The organism is Streptomyces sp. NPDC002790 (genome assembly GCF_040295505.1).
In the GTDB taxonomy this organism is placed as follows: Bacteria; Actinomycetota; Actinomycetes; order Streptomycetales; family Streptomycetaceae; genus Streptomyces.
The window spans coordinates 51103-66741 of sequence record NZ_JBEOVM010000004.1 but is presented as its reverse complement, the minus strand read 5'-3'; the positions used below and the strand labels follow the sequence as shown (position 1 = coordinate 66741).

15 protein-coding genes and 2 pseudogenes are annotated in these 15639 nt (G+C 67.9%); 10 read left to right on the top strand and 7 right to left on the bottom strand.

Annotated features, from left to right (window positions below; genetic code table 11):
• Window positions 1-40: 40 nt before the first annotated feature.
• The 3 genes and pseudogenes from ABT004_RS03890 to ABT004_RS03880 form a co-directional block, all read right to left on the bottom strand.
• A complete protein-coding gene (locus tag ABT004_RS03890) occupies window positions 41-409 on the bottom strand; it encodes a YrdB family protein (protein ID WP_351331232.1) in 369 nt (122 codons plus the stop codon).
• Window positions 410-559: 150 nt separating this feature from the next.
• The gene (locus ABT004_RS03885) at window positions 560-832 is read right to left on the bottom strand and encodes a transposase (RefSeq protein WP_351331348.1); all 273 of its coding nucleotides are present in this window, start codon (window positions 830-832) and stop codon (window positions 560-562) included.
• A 20-nt stretch (window positions 833-852) separates the two neighbouring features.
• A pseudogene (locus ABT004_RS03880) lies at window positions 853-990 on the bottom strand (dienelactone hydrolase family protein); the annotation flags it as partial.
• 757 nt (window positions 991-1747) lie between these two features.
• Here ABT004_RS03880 and ABT004_RS03875 point away from each other — a divergent pair.
• From ABT004_RS03875 to ABT004_RS03860, 4 genes are all read left to right on the top strand, one after another.
• Window positions 1748-2086: a hypothetical protein gene (locus ABT004_RS03875; RefSeq protein WP_351331360.1), complete on the top strand. Its 339-nt coding sequence runs from the start codon at window positions 1748-1750 to the stop codon at window positions 2084-2086.
• A gap of 93 nt (window positions 2087-2179) precedes the next feature.
• Entirely contained in the window at window positions 2180-3346 is a 1167-nt protein-coding gene (locus tag ABT004_RS03870; RefSeq protein ID WP_351331231.1) for an acyl-CoA dehydrogenase family protein, read from the top strand.
• Between the two features lie 3 nt (window positions 3347-3349).
• Window positions 3350-4141, top strand: coding sequence for a FadR/GntR family transcriptional regulator (locus ABT004_RS03865; RefSeq protein WP_351331230.1), 792 nt, complete (start codon window positions 3350-3352; stop codon window positions 4139-4141).
• 154 nt (window positions 4142-4295) lie between these two features.
• Window positions 4296-4781, top strand: a complete 486-nt coding sequence (locus tag ABT004_RS03860; RefSeq protein WP_351331229.1) for a hypothetical protein — start codon at window positions 4296-4298, stop codon at window positions 4779-4781.
• Here the strand turns inward: ABT004_RS03860 and ABT004_RS03855 are convergent.
• Window positions 4774-4938, bottom strand: a pseudogene (locus tag ABT004_RS03855) (IS110 family transposase); the annotation flags it as partial. The gene ABT004_RS03860 and the pseudogene ABT004_RS03855 overlap by 8 nt on opposite strands.
• A gap of 258 nt (window positions 4939-5196) precedes the next feature.
• On the opposite strand from ABT004_RS03855, the gene ABT004_RS03850 reads away from it, so the two are divergent.
• From ABT004_RS03850 to ABT004_RS03825, 6 genes are all read left to right on the top strand, one after another.
• On the top strand, window positions 5197-6174 hold the full coding sequence (locus ABT004_RS03850) for an aldo/keto reductase (RefSeq protein ID WP_351331347.1): 978 nt from the start codon (window positions 5197-5199) through the stop codon (window positions 6172-6174).
• A gap of 45 nt (window positions 6175-6219) precedes the next feature.
• Window positions 6220-7071 carry an aldo/keto reductase gene (locus tag ABT004_RS03845; RefSeq protein WP_351331228.1) on the top strand — a complete coding sequence of 284 codons (852 nt, stop codon included), beginning with the start codon at window positions 6220-6222 and terminating at the stop codon, window positions 7069-7071.
• Between the two features lie 17 nt (window positions 7072-7088).
• The gene (locus ABT004_RS03840; protein ID WP_351331227.1) at window positions 7089-7787 is read left to right on the top strand and encodes a flavodoxin; all 699 of its coding nucleotides are present in this window, start codon (window positions 7089-7091) and stop codon (window positions 7785-7787) included.
• 273 nt (window positions 7788-8060) lie between these two features.
• On the top strand, window positions 8061-9254 hold the full coding sequence (locus ABT004_RS03835; protein WP_351331226.1) for an FAS1-like dehydratase domain-containing protein: 1194 nt from the start codon (window positions 8061-8063) through the stop codon (window positions 9252-9254).
• A gap of 225 nt (window positions 9255-9479) precedes the next feature.
• A complete protein-coding gene (locus tag ABT004_RS03830) occupies window positions 9480-10718 on the top strand; it encodes a CaiB/BaiF CoA transferase family protein (RefSeq protein WP_351331225.1) in 1239 nt (412 codons plus the stop codon).
• Window positions 10719-10767: 49 nt separating this feature from the next.
• Window positions 10768-11955, top strand: a complete 1188-nt coding sequence (locus ABT004_RS03825; protein ID WP_351331224.1) for a CaiB/BaiF CoA transferase family protein — start codon at window positions 10768-10770, stop codon at window positions 11953-11955.
• Window positions 11956-12074: 119 nt separating this feature from the next.
• On the opposite strand, the gene ABT004_RS03820 is transcribed toward ABT004_RS03825, so the two are convergent.
• The 3 genes from ABT004_RS03820 to ABT004_RS03810 form a co-directional block, all read right to left on the bottom strand.
• The gene (locus ABT004_RS03820; protein WP_351331223.1) at window positions 12075-13211 is read right to left on the bottom strand and encodes a zinc-binding dehydrogenase; all 1137 of its coding nucleotides are present in this window, start codon (window positions 13209-13211) and stop codon (window positions 12075-12077) included.
• A gap of 73 nt (window positions 13212-13284) precedes the next feature.
• Window positions 13285-14082 carry an N-acyl homoserine lactonase family protein gene (locus ABT004_RS03815; RefSeq protein ID WP_351331222.1) on the bottom strand — a complete coding sequence of 266 codons (798 nt, stop codon included), beginning with the start codon at window positions 14080-14082 and terminating at the stop codon, window positions 13285-13287.
• Between the two features lie 82 nt (window positions 14083-14164).
• Window positions 14165-15628: an aldehyde dehydrogenase family protein gene (locus ABT004_RS03810; protein WP_351331221.1), complete on the bottom strand. Its 1464-nt coding sequence runs from the start codon at window positions 15626-15628 to the stop codon at window positions 14165-14167.
• Window positions 15629-15639 lie beyond the last annotated feature (11 nt).

Here is a 15639-nt window from a genome sequence, read left to right as displayed (position 1 = left end):
ACCGGACCTTGACCGGGTTGATGAGAGAGGGGCGGATCAGTCAGGCACCCTGATGCATCAAGGCTTGCCGGTCCAGGGTGGCAAGGACGGTATTGGCCGCGACCACGACGGCGAAAGCGGTGGCCCACCCATGCCGGCCCATGGTGTACAGGGCAGCGGCTGCGGCACCGAAGATCAGCACCTTCACGGTCAGGACCCCCGCCAGCTGCACCGGTATCCGGGCCTTCGGGGCGGCGAACAACCCCCACAGGACGGCCGCCACCGTGGGAGCGGCAACGGCAAGGAGGAGACGCAGAGCGGTGGTATCCACGGTCTGCCACCCCCACCAGGCGAGGACGGCGAGGGCCGCCACTTCCAGGAGGAACGCCAGCCCCTCATTGATCACATGCAGGGAGGTAGGGAGCGTCATCGGGTGCCATCCTTCGTCACGAGCTCGGGTCCGTCATTGGCATAGAGCTGCCCCCGTCGAGCGGGGGCCTTGTACGGTTCAGCGTGAGCCACGGAATCGGGGCGCTCAGGGTTCCGTGAAACGCGCTCAAGGTTCAGTGCGAGAGGACAGTCATGCGGCTAGGTGGCAGCTGAGGCGGCTGGTCCGGGGGCTGTCGAGGAGGGGCCCGCCCCAGCGGACGTCGAGGCGGATGACGTTGATCGCGGTCGCGGAGAAGGCGTGCTGGAGACGGACCTTGGGCAGGCCACGGTAGCGGGCCCGGCGGATGCCGGTGAGGTCGAGGGCCTGGATGATGATTCCCTCGATACCCGAGCGCAGGACGTACTTCTTCTTCCAGGTCTCGGCCTTCTGCTCGGCGCGGGCCGCAGCGAGGGTCTCGTGCAGCTCCTGAGGGGTGGAGGGTTCTCCCGCAGCACGGGCCGGATGCCGAAGCCGTCCGCGTACCTCAGCACCCCTGGGTGCCGCCCGCCACCATCGGGGAAGCCGGCGGAGGCGTCGGCCTGGCCGTCCGTGGCGGGAATCTGCAGCGTCTCGATAGGCATGAACTCTCCTGTCGTGGCTGACGTGTTGAGCGTGTGACCAACCCGACGGAGGCGGAGTCCGCGCGGCAGCGCAAGATCTTCGATCAGACGGCGGGCTGCATCGGCCCCTACGGCGCTCAGAAGAGCATCGGGTCACCAATCCGTGCGTGGCGCAAGGCCGTCCCGGTAGCCATGACCGCAGAGCCTAGCCCACCGGTCACAAGCCGACGCCAACACCCAAGTCTCACAGAGCAGTTCACGAGATTGATGCCGGCCAACACAGCGGATCCTGCGCCCGGGATGCCAAGGGGACCGAGTCAACCTGACCTGACCTGTCACCTGAAGCTGCATCAGACCCATCTGTGTCTGGAAGCCCGCTCCCCCTGAACCGCGTCCTGAATGCGATACCCACGATGCTTCTCCCCCGTTCATGCGCACGCCGGGCATCCTGGCGGTGAACCGGACACAGGGCCAGACCGCAAAAGCGGCACATCACCCGATGCCCCTTCGCCCCTCTCGGAGTCTCCGCAGCAGTCGGCGGTGGTCTTCCACCTGTCGAACGGCAGCGAACCGGGGCCGAACCGTGGCCGCCCGGGCATGGACAACCGTTGCTCCCAGTGCGTTTCGGCGGCGGCTCGTTCCGCGGATCATTGACCTTCACCACCGAGGGCGTGCGGAGAAAGCCGACGTCGGGGATCCCTGCCTGCCGCTGTAGCGGTCCGACTGTGGGCGCAGGTCACCCACATGGGAATTTCCAGGACAGCGGACCCGCCTCCGCATGATTCTGGATCTCCAAGAGGTATCAGGAATCGACGCGAAGGCCGTGCCGGTGAGCGTGGTGGGACAGGGCGTGCTGGACGATCCGCTGGCGGAACTGTCGCGCTTCCGGGTCTTCTACCACTGCACGACCGCTCGGCGTGACGCGCTGTTCGAGCTCACCGACGCGGCGCTGTGCACCGACGGTCCGGTGAAGACCCTGGTCGGCCAGGCGCCGGCTCCGGGGCACCGGCGCGGGCCCTGCACGAATGCCGACACGTGGCCTGAACTGCACGATGAGGTTTTCGGCAGGCGCAGGTCTGTGACAGGCGTACACGCTGTTCGGGACGACAGGATTTGAACCTGCGCCCCCTATACCAGTGAGGGCAGTCTTCAGTACCGTCATTCGGTCTGACCTTTGTCAGGTATCACGCCGTCACGGAGGTGTGCACACGTGGACTTCCAGCTCACCGAGGACCAGGAAACGATCCGCAAGGCCGTCGCGGGACTGCTCCGCGAGTTCGACGACGCCTACTGGAGCGCGAAGGACCAACAGCACGAGTTCCCTGAGGAGTTCTACGCCGCCGTGGCGCGCGGCGGCTGGCTCGGCCTGACGATCCCGGAGGAGTACGGCGGCCACGGCCTCGGAATCACCGAGGCCACGCTGCTACTCGAGGAGGTGGCACGCTCGGGCGGCGGCATGAACGCGGCGAGCGCCATCCACCTGAACATCTTCGGCATGCATCCCGTGGTCGTGCACGGCTCGGAGGAGCTCAAGCGGCGCACCCTTCCCCGCGTCGCCACCGGCGATCTGCACGTCTGCTTCGGCGTCACCGAGCCCGGAGCCGGCCTCGACACCACCAGGATCACCACGTTCGCACGACGCGAGGGCGACCACTACGTCGTCGACGGCCGCAAGGTGTGGATCTCCAAGGCCATGGAGTCGGAGAAGATCCTGCTCCTGACCCGCACCACGCGCGCGGACGACGTGGACAAGAAGACGGACGGCATGACGCTGTTCCTCACCGATCTCGACCGCACGCACATCGACATCCGCCCCATCGCGAAGATGGGCCGCAACGCCGTGACCTCCAACGAACTGTTCATCGACGGGCTGCGGGTGCCGGTCGCCGACCGGGTCGGTGCGGAGGGCCAGGGGTTCCGGTACATCCTCGACGGCCTCAACCCGGAGCGCATGCTGATCGCCGCCGAGGCGCTGGGAATCGGGCGGGTGGCGCTGGAGCGCGCGGTCAAGTACGCCAACGAGCGGGAGGTGTTCGGGCGGCCGATCGGGATGAACCAGGGTCTGCAGTTCCCGCTCGCCGACTCCCTCGCCCGGCTCGACGCCGCGGAGTTGATGCTGCGCAAGGCGACGTGGCTGTACGACAACGGGCGCCCGTGCGGCCGCGAGGCGAACACCGCCAAGTACCTGTGTGCAGAAGCCGGTTTCGACGCGGCCGACCGGGCGCTGCAGACGCACGGAGGCATGGGGTACGCGGAGGAGTATGCGGTCGCGCGGTTCTTCCGGGAGGCGCGGCTGATGAAGATCGCGCCGATCAGCCAGGAGATGATCCTCAACTATCTGGGCTCGCACACACTGGGCCTGCCGAGGAGCTACTGAACCGTGGTCACCGGAAAGTCGTTCACCCCCGTCGCTGTGCCGAAGGCGGCGGATGTGCTGGCCTCCGACATCCGCGAACGCATCCTGTCCGGCGCCCTCCCGGAGGGTGCGATGCTCCCGCCGGAACGGGAGCTGGTGGAGCAGACGGGTCTGAGCCGCGCCACGGTCCGCGAGGCGCTGCGCATCCTTCAGGTCGAGCGGCTGCTGCGGATCAGGCCGGGCCGGGGAGGCGGCGCGTTTGTGCACCGCCCCGACCATGAATCCCTCGCCGGCGCCGTCGAGTTGGTGATCCGGGGCCAGCGCCTGCGGCTCGACGCCCTGCACGAGACAAGGGAGGCCGTCGAACCCGCCTGCGCGGCGCTGGCCGCCGCTCGCCGCACAGAGCACGACCTGAAGCAACTCGATTCGGCCCACGAGGAGTTGGTGGACGCCGGTGTCGCCGGCGACGTGCCGCGGTTCCTGCGCGGCAACATCCGCTGGCACACCGCTGTCGCCCGAGCGTCGGGCAACGAGCTGCTGATCGGCTTCATGAGCGCCCTGTCCGGCTCGATCCACGCGGCAACGGACATCGAGGGGTTCCTGGACGACGACATCCGCCGGGTGACCACGCGGGCCCACGCACGGGTCACCCGGGCGATCCGGGAGCGGGACGAAGTGGGCGCGAAGCGTCGCATGGAGCGGCACGTGTGCGCCTTCGCGCGGGCCGCAGCGCGAGTGGACCGGCGCGAACGACTGGAGCTGGAGCCCGACGAGGCAGGCGCATCGTCAGACCCGGCCCGCGACATCTCTCCTTGAGGCGTCCCGCCACCCTCACACCTCAGACAGCTCGTCCGCCCACAAATGCCACCCAGACGCAGTCGGCGACAGGGGCTCCGGTCACGGGGCCCCTATCTCTTTGGTCAAGGGAAACGGGGCTGCGTTGGTGCGATTCGGCGGGCAGCATGGCGGCATGGCCGATCTGCTGTGGGACGACGTGAGTTGCTTCTTCGATCCGGACTTGATGGGGTCGCTGCCGGATGTGCGTGTCTCAGGCGCCTCGTTGGAGGACTGGCAGTCGGTTCTCGATCTTGTCGTTGCGAGGGGCTGGAAGTGCCAGTACTCCGAAGGCGAGACGGCGCTCCCGCTGCCTCGTGCGGAGGCCGTGCCGGGGCGCCCTGTGGACGCCGAGTGCCCGAGTCTGCGGGTGTGGCCAGTGGACGGTGTGCTGGCGATCTTCCGCTCCCATGCCGACGATGAGATCGACTTCGACGTCAATCTGCGGGAGTTGCAGGGCCAGGAGCGACTGGACGTGTTCTGTGGCTTCCTTCGTGAGATCGGGCGGCACTTGGGCAAGCCGGTGCTGATGGATCCGGAGAGTGACTCGGGTCATCCGGTGCTCGGTTTCGATGTGGAGGCTGATCGAGTCGTTCTCCTCGCGGAGCCGCTGGTCAGGTGACGGCAGCCGTCGGCCGGGGTTGGTGGAAGGTGCCGTCGCGGAGTATCGCGTAGAGGACGTCGGTTCGGCGGCGGGCGAGGCAGAGGAGGGCTTGGGTGTGGTGCTTGCCCTCCTTGATCTTCTTGTCGTAGTAGGTGCGGGAGGCGGGGTCGGAGAGGTCGTGACGTGAGGGGCCCTGTCACTCCCCCTAACAGCTCGGCCCCCCATTGAGGCAGCGCAGACGCGATGACGCGGCCAAGTCGGTCGTAGGCTTCCGGCGAGAAGGGCGGCCGCAGCGCACCTGCCGGGTCACGGAGGGCGCGCGTGGTCGTGCCCGGGTCGGCTCGCCGCGCGTGGCGGCGAGCTCCCGACGAGCGGCGGCCGGACCACCGGACGAGAGTGGAACCGGCCCCGAATCGATGGAGCGGAGAGCATGATGCACCACATCCACCTGCGTGATCTGAACGTTTCCCGGATCGGTCTCGGGGCGATGGGCATGTCCCAGGCCTACACCGGAGCAGGAACCGACGACGCGGAATCCATCCGCACGGTGCACCGTGCGCTGGAGCTCGGTGTCAACTTCATCGACACCGCCGAGATCTACGGTCCGTACACCAACGAGGAACTGCTCGGCCGCGCGCTGAAGGGGCGCCGCGACGAGGTGGTCCTTGCGACGAAGTTCGGCCTGGTGTCCCACGAGGGAGGCGGCCCGGGGAACGTCGACTCCGGCCCGGCCAATATCCGATCCGCCGTCGAGGGCTCACTGACCCGCCTCGGCACCGACCACATCGACCTGTACTACCAGCACCGCGTCGACCCGAACACGCCCATCGAGGAGACGGCGCGCGCCGTGGGCGAGCTGATCGCCGAGGGCAAGGTCCGCGCGTTCGGCCTGTCCGAGGCCGGGCCCGACACGATCCGCCGGGCGAATGCCGTCACACCGGTCACCGCCGTCCAGTCCGAGTACTCCCTCTTCACGCGAGACCCCGAGGCTCAGGTCCTCCCGACGTTGCGCGAACTCGGCATCGGCTTCGTCCCGTTCTCCCCGCTCGGCCGCGGATTCCTCACGGGGACCATCCGCTCCACCGAGGGCTTCGACAAGGACGACTTCCGGCGCGACAACCCTCGCTTCACCGGTGAGAACTTCCAGCACAACCTGCGCCTGGCCGACGAGGTCAAGGACATCGCCGCCGAGGCCGATGCCACCCCGGCCCAGGTCGCCATCGCCTGGCTGCTCGCCCAGGGCGACGACATCGCCCCCATCCCGGGCACCAAGCGCGTCAGCCGCCTCGAGGAGAACGCCGCCGCCGACGCCATCCAGCTCACTCCCGCCCAGCTGAAGCGCCTGACGGACCTTCCGCCCGCGGCCGGCGACACGCACACCGAAGGCCAGATGAAGATGATGGAGCGCTGACCCCAGCGCCCACTTCCACGCCCTCTGCCTCCCCCTGGAGAACCCATGCAGCACGTCACCCTGAACAACGACGTCAAGATGCCGATCATCGGCTTCGGCGTCTATCAGATCCTCGCCGAAGAGACCGAACAGGCCGTCACCGACGCCCTCGCCGCCGGCTATCGGCTGCTCGACACGGCAGCTTCGTACGGCAACGAGGAAGCCGTCGGCCGCGCCATCAAGTCCAGCGGCATCCCCCGCGAGGACCTCTTCATCACCACCAAGCTGTACGTCCAGGACGCCCCCGCCGAGGACACCACCAAGCGCGCCTTCGAGACCTCCCTGAACAAGCTCGGCCTCGATCACCTCGACCTCTATCTGATGCACCAGCCCTACGGCGACGTGTACGGGCAGTGGCGGGCCATGGAGTCCTTGAACCGGGAAGGGCTCGCCAAGGCGATCGGTGTCGCCAACTTCTTCCCCGACCGTCTTCTCGACCTCATCATCAACAACGAGATCGTGCCCGCGGTCAACCAGATCGAGGCACACCCCTTCCACCAGCGCACCGAATACCAGGAGTTGATGGCCGAGCAGGGCGTGCAGCTCCAGGCATGGGGCGGTTTCGCGCAGGGCAAGAACGGCCTGTTCACCAACCCCGTGCTCAGCGAGATCGGCAAGAAGCACGGGAAGTCGGTCGGCCAAGTGGTGCTGCGCTGGGCCGTGCAGCGCGGCGTCGCTTCGATCCCGAAGTCGGTGCAGCCCGAGCGGATGGCCGAGAACCTGGACGTGTTCGACTTCGAGCTCGCCGCCGACGAGATGGCGTCCATCGCCACCCTGGACACCGGAGCCACGCTCTTCTTCGACCACCACGACCCGGAGATCGTCAAGTGGCTGAGCGCCCGGCGACTGGACGCCTGAACCGGAGCCCTCGACCGGTGAGTTCCGTCGTCTTCCCCAGCAGGCCGCAGCGGCGCACCGTCCTGCGAGGCCTGCTGGCCGGCGCGGCGGCGGCGACGGTCGGCGGCTCCTCGTCATCCACTCCGGCGGAACCCGCGGCGTCCACCACAACGGAACCCGGCACACGGTCCGCCACATCCGGCCCGGAGCCGCGTCGGATCCTGTTGGCGTACTTCTCCCGACCGGGCGAGAACTACTACTACGGCAAGCGCCGGGACCTCAAGGTGGGCAACACCGAAGTCCTGGCCGGCATGATCGCCGACCGGATCACCTGCGACGTCCATCGCATCGAGGCCGCCGACACCTACCCGGACAGCTACGCCGAGACCGTCGCCCGTAATGTCCGCGAACAGGAGGACGACGCCCGCCCCGACGTCGCCAACCCGCTGCGTGCGATCGCCCGCTACGACACGGTCCTGCTCGGCAGTCCGATCTGGAACGTACGCGCCCCGATGATCATGACGACGTTCACGGAGAGCCTCGACTTCCGCGACAAGACCGTCGTCCCGATCACCACCTACGCCATGAGCGGCCTGGGCACGACCGAACGTGACTACCGCGCCTCCTGCCCCGGAGCGACCATCGCCGACGGCCTCGCCGTTCAGGGCGAGAAGGTACGCGAATCCGGGGACCAGATCGACGCGTGGGTACGGCGCCTCGGGCTCCCTGTCCGGTGATCCTGCGCGGCCGCGGCCGCGCGGTCGGGGCGGTCAGCCAGGCCGAACGGCCGCCAAGTCGCCCCGCGCACTCGGCGGTTCGTCATCAGCCCCTTGAGCCCCTCGCCACCATCATCAGCGCCTCGTGCCGCGCCGGGCCCCGATCCCCTCCCGCACCTGACCTATCGACACAGAGTAGAGAATATATTAATCTCCTGACGTGCTCGCCGTCCGGCCTTGAGTGGGCCACGTAGAGCAATCACGAGAATATACTATCTACCAAAGGAGCGGCCCGTGGGCACCGAGGCCAACCCCGAGTACGGCAAGATGACCGAGGAAGCGCTGCAGAAGATGCGCAACCGCATGGGCAAGGTCAAGCCCATCGAGCAGCCGTACATCCGGTACATCAACGGCGACAGCATCACTCACTTCACGCGCGCCACCGGCGACCAGAACCCCCTCTACACAGACGAGGACTACGCCGCCTCCGGTCCACACGGCAAGCTCATCGCTCCCCCCGGGGTCTACTACGGCGTCGCATGGGGCAGCTGGGACCTGCGGCACGGCCAGGGTCTCCCCGGCGTGCACGGTCTCCACTCCGGCGACCACTGGAGGTTCTTCAAGCCCCTGTACGACGGTGACAAGGTCCGCGCGACCAAGGAGCTCGTGAAGCTGGACTTCAAGTCCGGTCGCATGGCCAACCGGATGCTCGTCCAGGCTGACGAGATCCGCTACTACAACCAGCATGACGAGCTGGTGGCCATCCAGATCATGCCGATCTTCCGGATGGAGCGCGGCGAGTCCAAGTCCCAGGGCAAGAACAAGACGCTGGAGCTGGGCACCTACACCGCCGAGGACATCGCCCAGATCGACTCCGAGGTCGAGGCGGAGCATCCTCGCGGCAAAGAGACGCGGTACTGGGAGGACGTCCGGGCAGGAGACACCATCGACCCGGTCACAAAGGGGCCGTTGACCGTTCCGGACATGGTCGCCTGGTTGCAGGGCATCGGCTCACCGCACGTGCGGGCCGGCAAGTACTGGCTGGACTACCGTCGCCGCTCTCCGAAGGCGGCCGTGGTCGACCCCAAGACCGGCATCCCGCAGGCGATCGAGCGCGTCCACTGGGACGAGTACATGGCGAGCGAGATCGGCATGCCGGCGCCCTACGACTACGGCTCCCAGCGCGGCGGTTACGCCACCTACTGGGCCAGCCTGTGGCCGGGCGACGAGGGCTGGGTCGCCGACCTCGACTTCCAGTACCGCGGCATGGTCTTCCTCGGTGACGTCTACCGGATCAAGGGCGAGGTCGTCGACAAGTGGCGCGGCGCCAAGACCGGTAATTGCTACGTCAAGGGCACCTTCACCTCGGTCAACCAGCGCGGTGACGACGTCATGCCCGGCACCGTGATCTTCGCGCTGCCGAGCCGCGAGCACGGGCCGGTGCAGTTCCCGGTGGACGTCGAGGAGGACGGCCGCGCCGCGGGCTGACCGTACGGACGACGTGGGCGCCCCACCCGGGCGGCCCGCGTGAAACGGCGGTGGGTCGCTTCTCCGCACCCGGCTCCTGCCCTGCTCGTCCACGGAGCGGCACGGTCGGGCCGGGCGGACCTGCCTGCCTGCCGCCGCGATGGTGTGGGGCCGGCCCTCACCCAGGGCCGGCCCCACGTCGTCCCGCCACCCGCACATCCGCCTGCGAGGAGAACAGGAACACATATGACCAGTGGTGCCCGCCCCCTCCGGGACCTCCGCGTCCTCGACTTCACCCATGCCGCGGCCGGTCCGTACGCCACGATGATGCTGGCCGATCTCGGTGCCGACGTCATCAAGATCGAGAAGCCCGGGCGCGGCGACGGCGCCCGGCACATGGGCAAGCCGATGCTCGGCCGGTTCGAGAGCGACTACTACCTCGCACTGAATCGCAACAAGCGAGGTGTCGCCCTGGACCTGCACACCGAGGCCGGCCGCGCTGTCGCGCTCGAACTGGCTGAGAAGTCCGACATCATCGTCCAGAACTTCCGCCCCGGCGTGATGGACCGGCTCGGCCTCGGCTACGACCACGTTCGCGAGCGCCGCCCCGGCGTCGTCTACTGCTCCCTCTCGGCCTTCGGCGCCCACGGCCCGCTCAGTGGCCGTCCCGCGAACGACATCATCATGCAGTCCGTCTCGGGCCTGATGGGAATCACCGGCGAGGTGGGGGGCGGGCCCGTCCGTGTCGGCGCCCCCCTCAGCGACTACGGCACCGGCCTGTTCGGCCTGACCGGCATTCTCACCGCCCTGTACGCCAGGGACCAGCATCCGGAGGGCCAGCACATCGAGGTCGCCATGCTGGACAGCAGCATCGCGCTGATGGCGAACTACATACCGGGGGTCGCGGGACTCGGCGAAACCGTGCCACGCAGTGGGCGTACCCACGCGCAGATCGTGCCCTACCAGGCGTTCGAGTGCAGCGACGGCGCGTACGTCATGGTCGGCGCCTTCACGAACGGATTCTGGAAGCGGTTGTGCACAGCCGTTGGGCGCCCGGCGTGGCCGGACGACGAGCGCTTCGCGACCAACGCCGACCGGCTGCGCAACCGCGACGTCCTCGTCCCGATGATCGAGGAGATCTTCCGGACCCGGAAGCGCGAGGACTGGCTCACGGCCCTCGACGAAGCCGATGTCCCCTGCAGCCCGGTGCTCGAACTCCACGAGGCCATCGCCTCCGAACAGGCCCAGGTCAACGAGGTAATTCAGGAGGTCGGCACGGCCGAGCGGTCGGTCCCGACGGTGCGCAACCCGGTGCGCTCCACGTCCTGGCCGCAGGCCGAGTCGAGGACTCCGCCGCGCATCGGCGAGAACTCTCAGGACGTCCTGGCGGGCGTCCTCGGCAAGAGCACCGAGGAAGTCGCCGCACTGGTGGCCTCGGGGGCGGTCGGGGTCGCGGCAGCGGCTGACGGCGCGGCTGCCTCATGAGCGTGTGCCGAGCGACGCACTCAGTTCCTACATACACAGGTGGTGACACATGACCGCACTTGACGGCATCAAAGTGATAGATCTGGGCCAGTTCTACTTTGGGCCCTACTGTTCGATGCTCATGGCCCGCATGGGGGCCGATGTCATCAAGGTCGAGGCCCCGGACGGCGATCCCTACCGGCGGTTGCCGACGGTCGACGACGAGGGCGTCGCCGTACAGTTCCAACTGATCAACGCCGGCAAGCGGTTCATCCGCCTCGACCTGAAGCAGGAGGCCGGCCGAGAGGTTCTGCTCAAACTGGTGCGGCAGGCCGACGTCCTGGTGCAGAACCTCTCCCCCGGTGCGATGGATCGATTCGGGCTCGGATACGAGACCCTGAGCCGTGCGAATCCGCGTTTGATCATGGCCTCCGGTACCGGCTACGGCTCGTACGGGCCGTACGCGGGGGAAACGTCCATGGACATGTCCATCCAGGCACGTACCGCGTTCATGAGCACCACAGGCTTCGACGACGGTCCTCCCCTGCGCACCGGCCCCTCGGTCGTGGACTTCCTCGGTGGCAGTCACCTGCTCGCAGGTGTGATGACCGCGCTGTATCAGCGGGAGCGGACCGGCGAGGGCCAGCATGTCGAGATCGCTCTGCAGGACGCGGCAATGACGTCCCTGACCTCGAACATCGCCGGGTACGTCAACAGCGGCGGCACCATTCCCGAACGCACCGGCAATCGCAACGGTGGGCTCGCAGTCAGCCCGTACAACGCGTACCGGACCAACGACGGTTGGGTCGCTCTGCTGTGTCCGACGGACGCGCACTGGCAGCGGCTGTGCGCACTGATGGGCAATCCGGAAGCCGACGATTCGCGTTTCGCCACCATGGCGGTGCGGTGCGCGGAGATGGAGGCCGTGGACAAGCTCGTCGAGCAGTGGACCGTGACACTGTCCAAGCACGAGATCGGTGAGGTACTGCGGGACGCGCACATCCCGGCGGCTCCGGTGATCACCCTGCCGGAGGTTCTGGAGGATCCGCACGTCGCCGAACGGCCCGTGCTGCGACGCATGCACGACGAGAAGGGCGAGTGGCTCACCTGGGGCAATCCCCTGGTCTTGTCCAGCTCCGCCATGGTCGAACCCACTCGTCCCGGCCGTCTCGGAGCCCACACGGAGGAGGTACTTGTGGGTGAACTCGGCTTCTCCCCAGATGAGTTGAGCGCGCTGAGAGAGTCCGGCGTGGTGTGACCGCGAACCGCTACGGCTGTGCCCGTCCGTCCCATGAGGGAGGACGGGCACAGCCGTATGCGTGCGGGTGGACAGTCGGGAGGCGGGCCACCACCCCGCGAGGCGTGGCCCCGGCCCCTTCAGCCGGACAGCCCCGGCACGATCACTGGTTTGATCTCGCTCAGCCCCTGCATTCCCTGGAGGGCCTTGGTGACATCGCCGAGGCCGTACCGGTTCGACAACATCCGGTCGAAGTCGAATCGGTCCTTGTTGTCGTGCATGAACCGCAGAGCCCGCCAGTACTCGGCCTCGGAGGCCGAGAAGGATCCGATGACATCGATGTGTCCACGGGTGATCGCGGTGGGCTCGAACTCCACTGTGTGCGGGCCCACCTGACCGGCCACGAGGAATCGGCCGCCGCGGCGCACCATGCTCACCCCCTCCGTGAACGCGGTGCGTGCGCCCGAGAACTCCATGACGATCTCGGCGCCGACGCCGCCGGTGAGTTCCCTGATCTCGTCGACGCGAGCGGCAGGGTCACGGTGATCCGAGACCGATACGGTCTCCGTCGCGCCCCAGACCCTGGCCAGGTCGAGACGGTCGGCCGGGTCACCGACCACCAGGATGCGCGCCGCGCCCAACGTCGAGGCCATCGCTGTGGCGAACAGGCCGAGCGGACCTGACCCCTGGATGACGACCGTCTGCCAGGGCTGCACCGGCCCGAGCCGGTCGAAGGCCTTGACCACGGTGCGCAGCGCACAGCTGGCGGCTGAGGCCCACTCCGACTTCACGCCGTCCGGAATCTTGATCTTGCGCGAGCTCGGGTAGACGTAACAGTGCTCGGCGAAGCCCCCGACAAGGTAGGGGAAGCGTTCGCAGTTGGTGCCGTAATTTTTGCGGTCGGAACAGAGGTTGGGCTGGCCGGCCACCGTGCAGTGGTAGCAGTTGCCACACCGCCCCTGGGTGAACACGATGCGGTCGCCGATCTCGAGAGGGTCACCCACGATGTCGGTGATGTCCTGTGATCCCAGGGCGACGACCCGACCCGCCATCTCGTGGCCGGGGACGATCGGCAGTTCCAGCGGGCGGATGGCCGAGATGGACCCGTCCCACAGGTGCACGTCACTCCCGCACACCGTGGCCGCCTCGATCTCGACGAGGGCCGCTCCGGGCTCCAGTTCGGGTATCTGTATCTCGCGTACCTCAAGTGGCTCGTCGAAGCCGACCACCACGGCCGCCCGACTCGTGGCAGGAATACCGGCGGGGACAATGGTCATTGTTCGTCATGCCTTTCATCAGATGCTGTACGTCGTGAGCGTTCTGCATGTGTGCCGCACCGCGTTGGTGCGGTCACGGTCCGACGGGCCGGGTCAGGTCGAAGCAGTCCGGCTCCACCTCCGCGTGGGACCGACCCACGATCGGATCGTGACCGGCTATGACGCTCGTGCCGGGGCGCGCACTCAGCTCGCGCAGTTCCTCATACGTGGCGAACATGCGGTCGAGATCGTGGAGCATGTTGAACGGTTTGTCCTGCTCCAACTCCTCGTAGAGATGGGCCGCGTCAGAGGCGAGGACGATCTGCCCGGAGTCCGTGGTGACCTCGGTGAGTGTTTGCCCGGGGGTGTGTCCGCCGACGGGCCGTACCTCGATTCCGGGGAAGACCTCGGTGCGCCCGTCGACGAGAGTGAAGCGGCCGTCGCGGTGAAGGTTCTCGATGAGGTCACGCTCCTCCCGCTCGACGGTCCAGCAGGTCGGGAAGCGGTCGGCGTAAGGGCCGGTGATCCACTGGTATTCGGAGCGCGCCATGGTGAAGGTGGCCTGCGGGAACAGCCCGATGTTGCCCACGTGGTCGTAGTGGGCATGCGAGATGATCACGTGGTCGACATCTGCGGCTCGCACGCCGGCCCGTGACAGCAGCTCACGCGGATCGGTGCCTCCGTACCGCCCCTTGCGTGCGGCGCGCTCCTGGTCGAACCCGCAGTCGACGAGAACTGTCTTGCCGTTGCCCTGCAACAGCCAGAAGTACCAGTCGATGTCCTGCCTTCCGTCGGGCTCCCCGGACAGGTCGTAGCGGTAGAAGTACGAGGATCGTTCACCAACGCTCTGTGCGTAACGGAGGGCGTGCACGGCGTATCGCATATCGGGCATGACTGACCATCCTTCGCGTCGCGGCTCGTGGGCTCGTCGGTATGGCGTACCGGCCCGGTGTGGAACGGCTGATGGGGGCCGCTCAGTTGACGGGCCATTGGATGTGCACCGGCTCCAGGAACTCGCGGATCCCGGCCTCGCCGAACTCGCGGCCGATGCCGCTGTTCTTCCAGCCGCCGTTCGGCGCGTCCGGGCGCTTGGCGCCTCCGCCGTTGAGAGAGACCTGACCGGCGTCGAGGCGCGGGGCGAGGGCCGCGGCCTCCTCCATCGGACCCCATACCGTGGCGTGCAGGCCGAACGTCGAGTCGTTGGCAAGGGCGACGGCTTCGTCGATGCCGCGGTAGGTCTGGACGGTGGCGACCGGACCGAAGATCTCCTCCTGGTTCACCCGGGCTTCATTTCCGAGTCCGCCGATCAGCGTGGGTGCCACCCACCAACCCCTCCCCTCCGGGCTGTGCCCGCGCGCCAGGATCTCGCCGCCGTCGGCGAGGGCCGATTCGATGTAGCCGAGCACGTTCTCGCGGTGCCGGGCGCTGATGACGGGGCCCACGAGGGTCTCGGGGTCCCACGGGTCGCCGACCGAGACGGAGGCGAAGTACTCACGGCTGCGCGCGAGGAAGGCGGCCGCCTGCGACTCGTGGAGAAGAATGCGCGTGGGAGAGGCGCAGCCCTGCCCTGCGTTGCGCAGGTAGCGGGAGTGGATGGGGGCCACGACCGCCTCGGGATCCGCTGTGGGCAGCACGATCGCGGCGGACTTGCCGCCCAGTTCGAGGACCACGCCGCGGAGCCCTTCGGCGGCGGTCGCCATGACAGCCTTGCCCGCGGGCACGGAGCCGGTGAAGCTCACCTTGGCGACTTGCGGACGTGAGATGAGGCGCTGGGCCACGTCGACGCCACCGGCCAGCACGCTGAGCGCGGAGGAGGGCAGGCCCGCCTCCTGCGCGTAGCGGCCGAAGTTGAGCAGGCTCAGCGGGGCGTTCGGGGAGGACAACAGGACGGTCGGGCAGCCTGCGGCGTAGGCGGCTCCCATCTTGATCACGGCAAAGAGCAGTGGGTAGTTGTAGGCACAGACGCCGGCCACGACGCCGACGGGGCGGTGGATCACCTTTGAGTCGCTGGCGGGCGGCCCCTCGTCGCGGCCCAGGTGCTCGGTCCGGTCGGTCAGCGTGTCCATCGCCAGCTGACGCAGCGCCCGAAGAGACGTGTCCACGTGCATGTTCTTCGCCGTGGACACGGGCGTGCCCACCTCGTCGACGGATACGGCGAGTATCTCGTCCGCGTGCGCTTCGATGACATCGGCCAGTCGGTTCAGGGCGGCCGATCGCTCCTCGGCGTTACTCATCTCCCCTCGGTCGAGACCTGCCTGCGCCTCGGCGACAGCGCGGTCGATCTGCTCCGGGGAGGCTTCGCGGATCTCCGCGATGACGTCCTCGGTCGCGGGGTTGGTCACGGCGAACGTCGGCCCGCGTCCGGGTTCGAATGCACCTCCTATACGCAGATCGACTTCCTGCTTGACGACAACCCGGTTCGCTGGGGGGATGGTCACAGTTCCCTTAC

Excerpts from the sequence above, each read along its gene's own strand:
- ABT004_RS03890 (WP_351331232.1), bottom strand. The coding sequence starts at position 409 with ATGACGCTCCCTACCTCCCTGCATGTGATCAATGAGGGGCTGGCGTTC.
- ABT004_RS03875 (WP_351331360.1), top strand. The coding sequence starts at position 1,748 with ATGATTCTGGATCTCCAAGAGGTATCAGGAATCGACGCGAAGGCCGTG.
- ABT004_RS03860 (WP_351331229.1), top strand. The coding sequence starts at position 4,296 with ATGGCCGATCTGCTGTGGGACGACGTGAGTTGCTTCTTCGATCCGGAC.
- ABT004_RS03850 (WP_351331347.1), top strand. The coding sequence starts at position 5,197 with ATGCACCACATCCACCTGCGTGATCTGAACGTTTCCCGGATCGGTCTC.
- ABT004_RS03845 (WP_351331228.1), top strand. The coding sequence starts at position 6,220 with ATGCAGCACGTCACCCTGAACAACGACGTCAAGATGCCGATCATCGGC.
- ABT004_RS03830 (WP_351331225.1), top strand. The coding sequence starts at position 9,480 with ATGACCAGTGGTGCCCGCCCCCTCCGGGACCTCCGCGTCCTCGACTTC.
- ABT004_RS03825 (WP_351331224.1), top strand. The coding sequence starts at position 10,768 with ATGACCGCACTTGACGGCATCAAAGTGATAGATCTGGGCCAGTTCTAC.
- ABT004_RS03820 (WP_351331223.1), bottom strand. The coding sequence starts at position 13,211 with ATGACCATTGTCCCCGCCGGTATTCCTGCCACGAGTCGGGCGGCCGTG.
- ABT004_RS03815 (WP_351331222.1), bottom strand. The coding sequence starts at position 14,082 with ATGCCCGATATGCGATACGCCGTGCACGCCCTCCGTTACGCACAGAGC.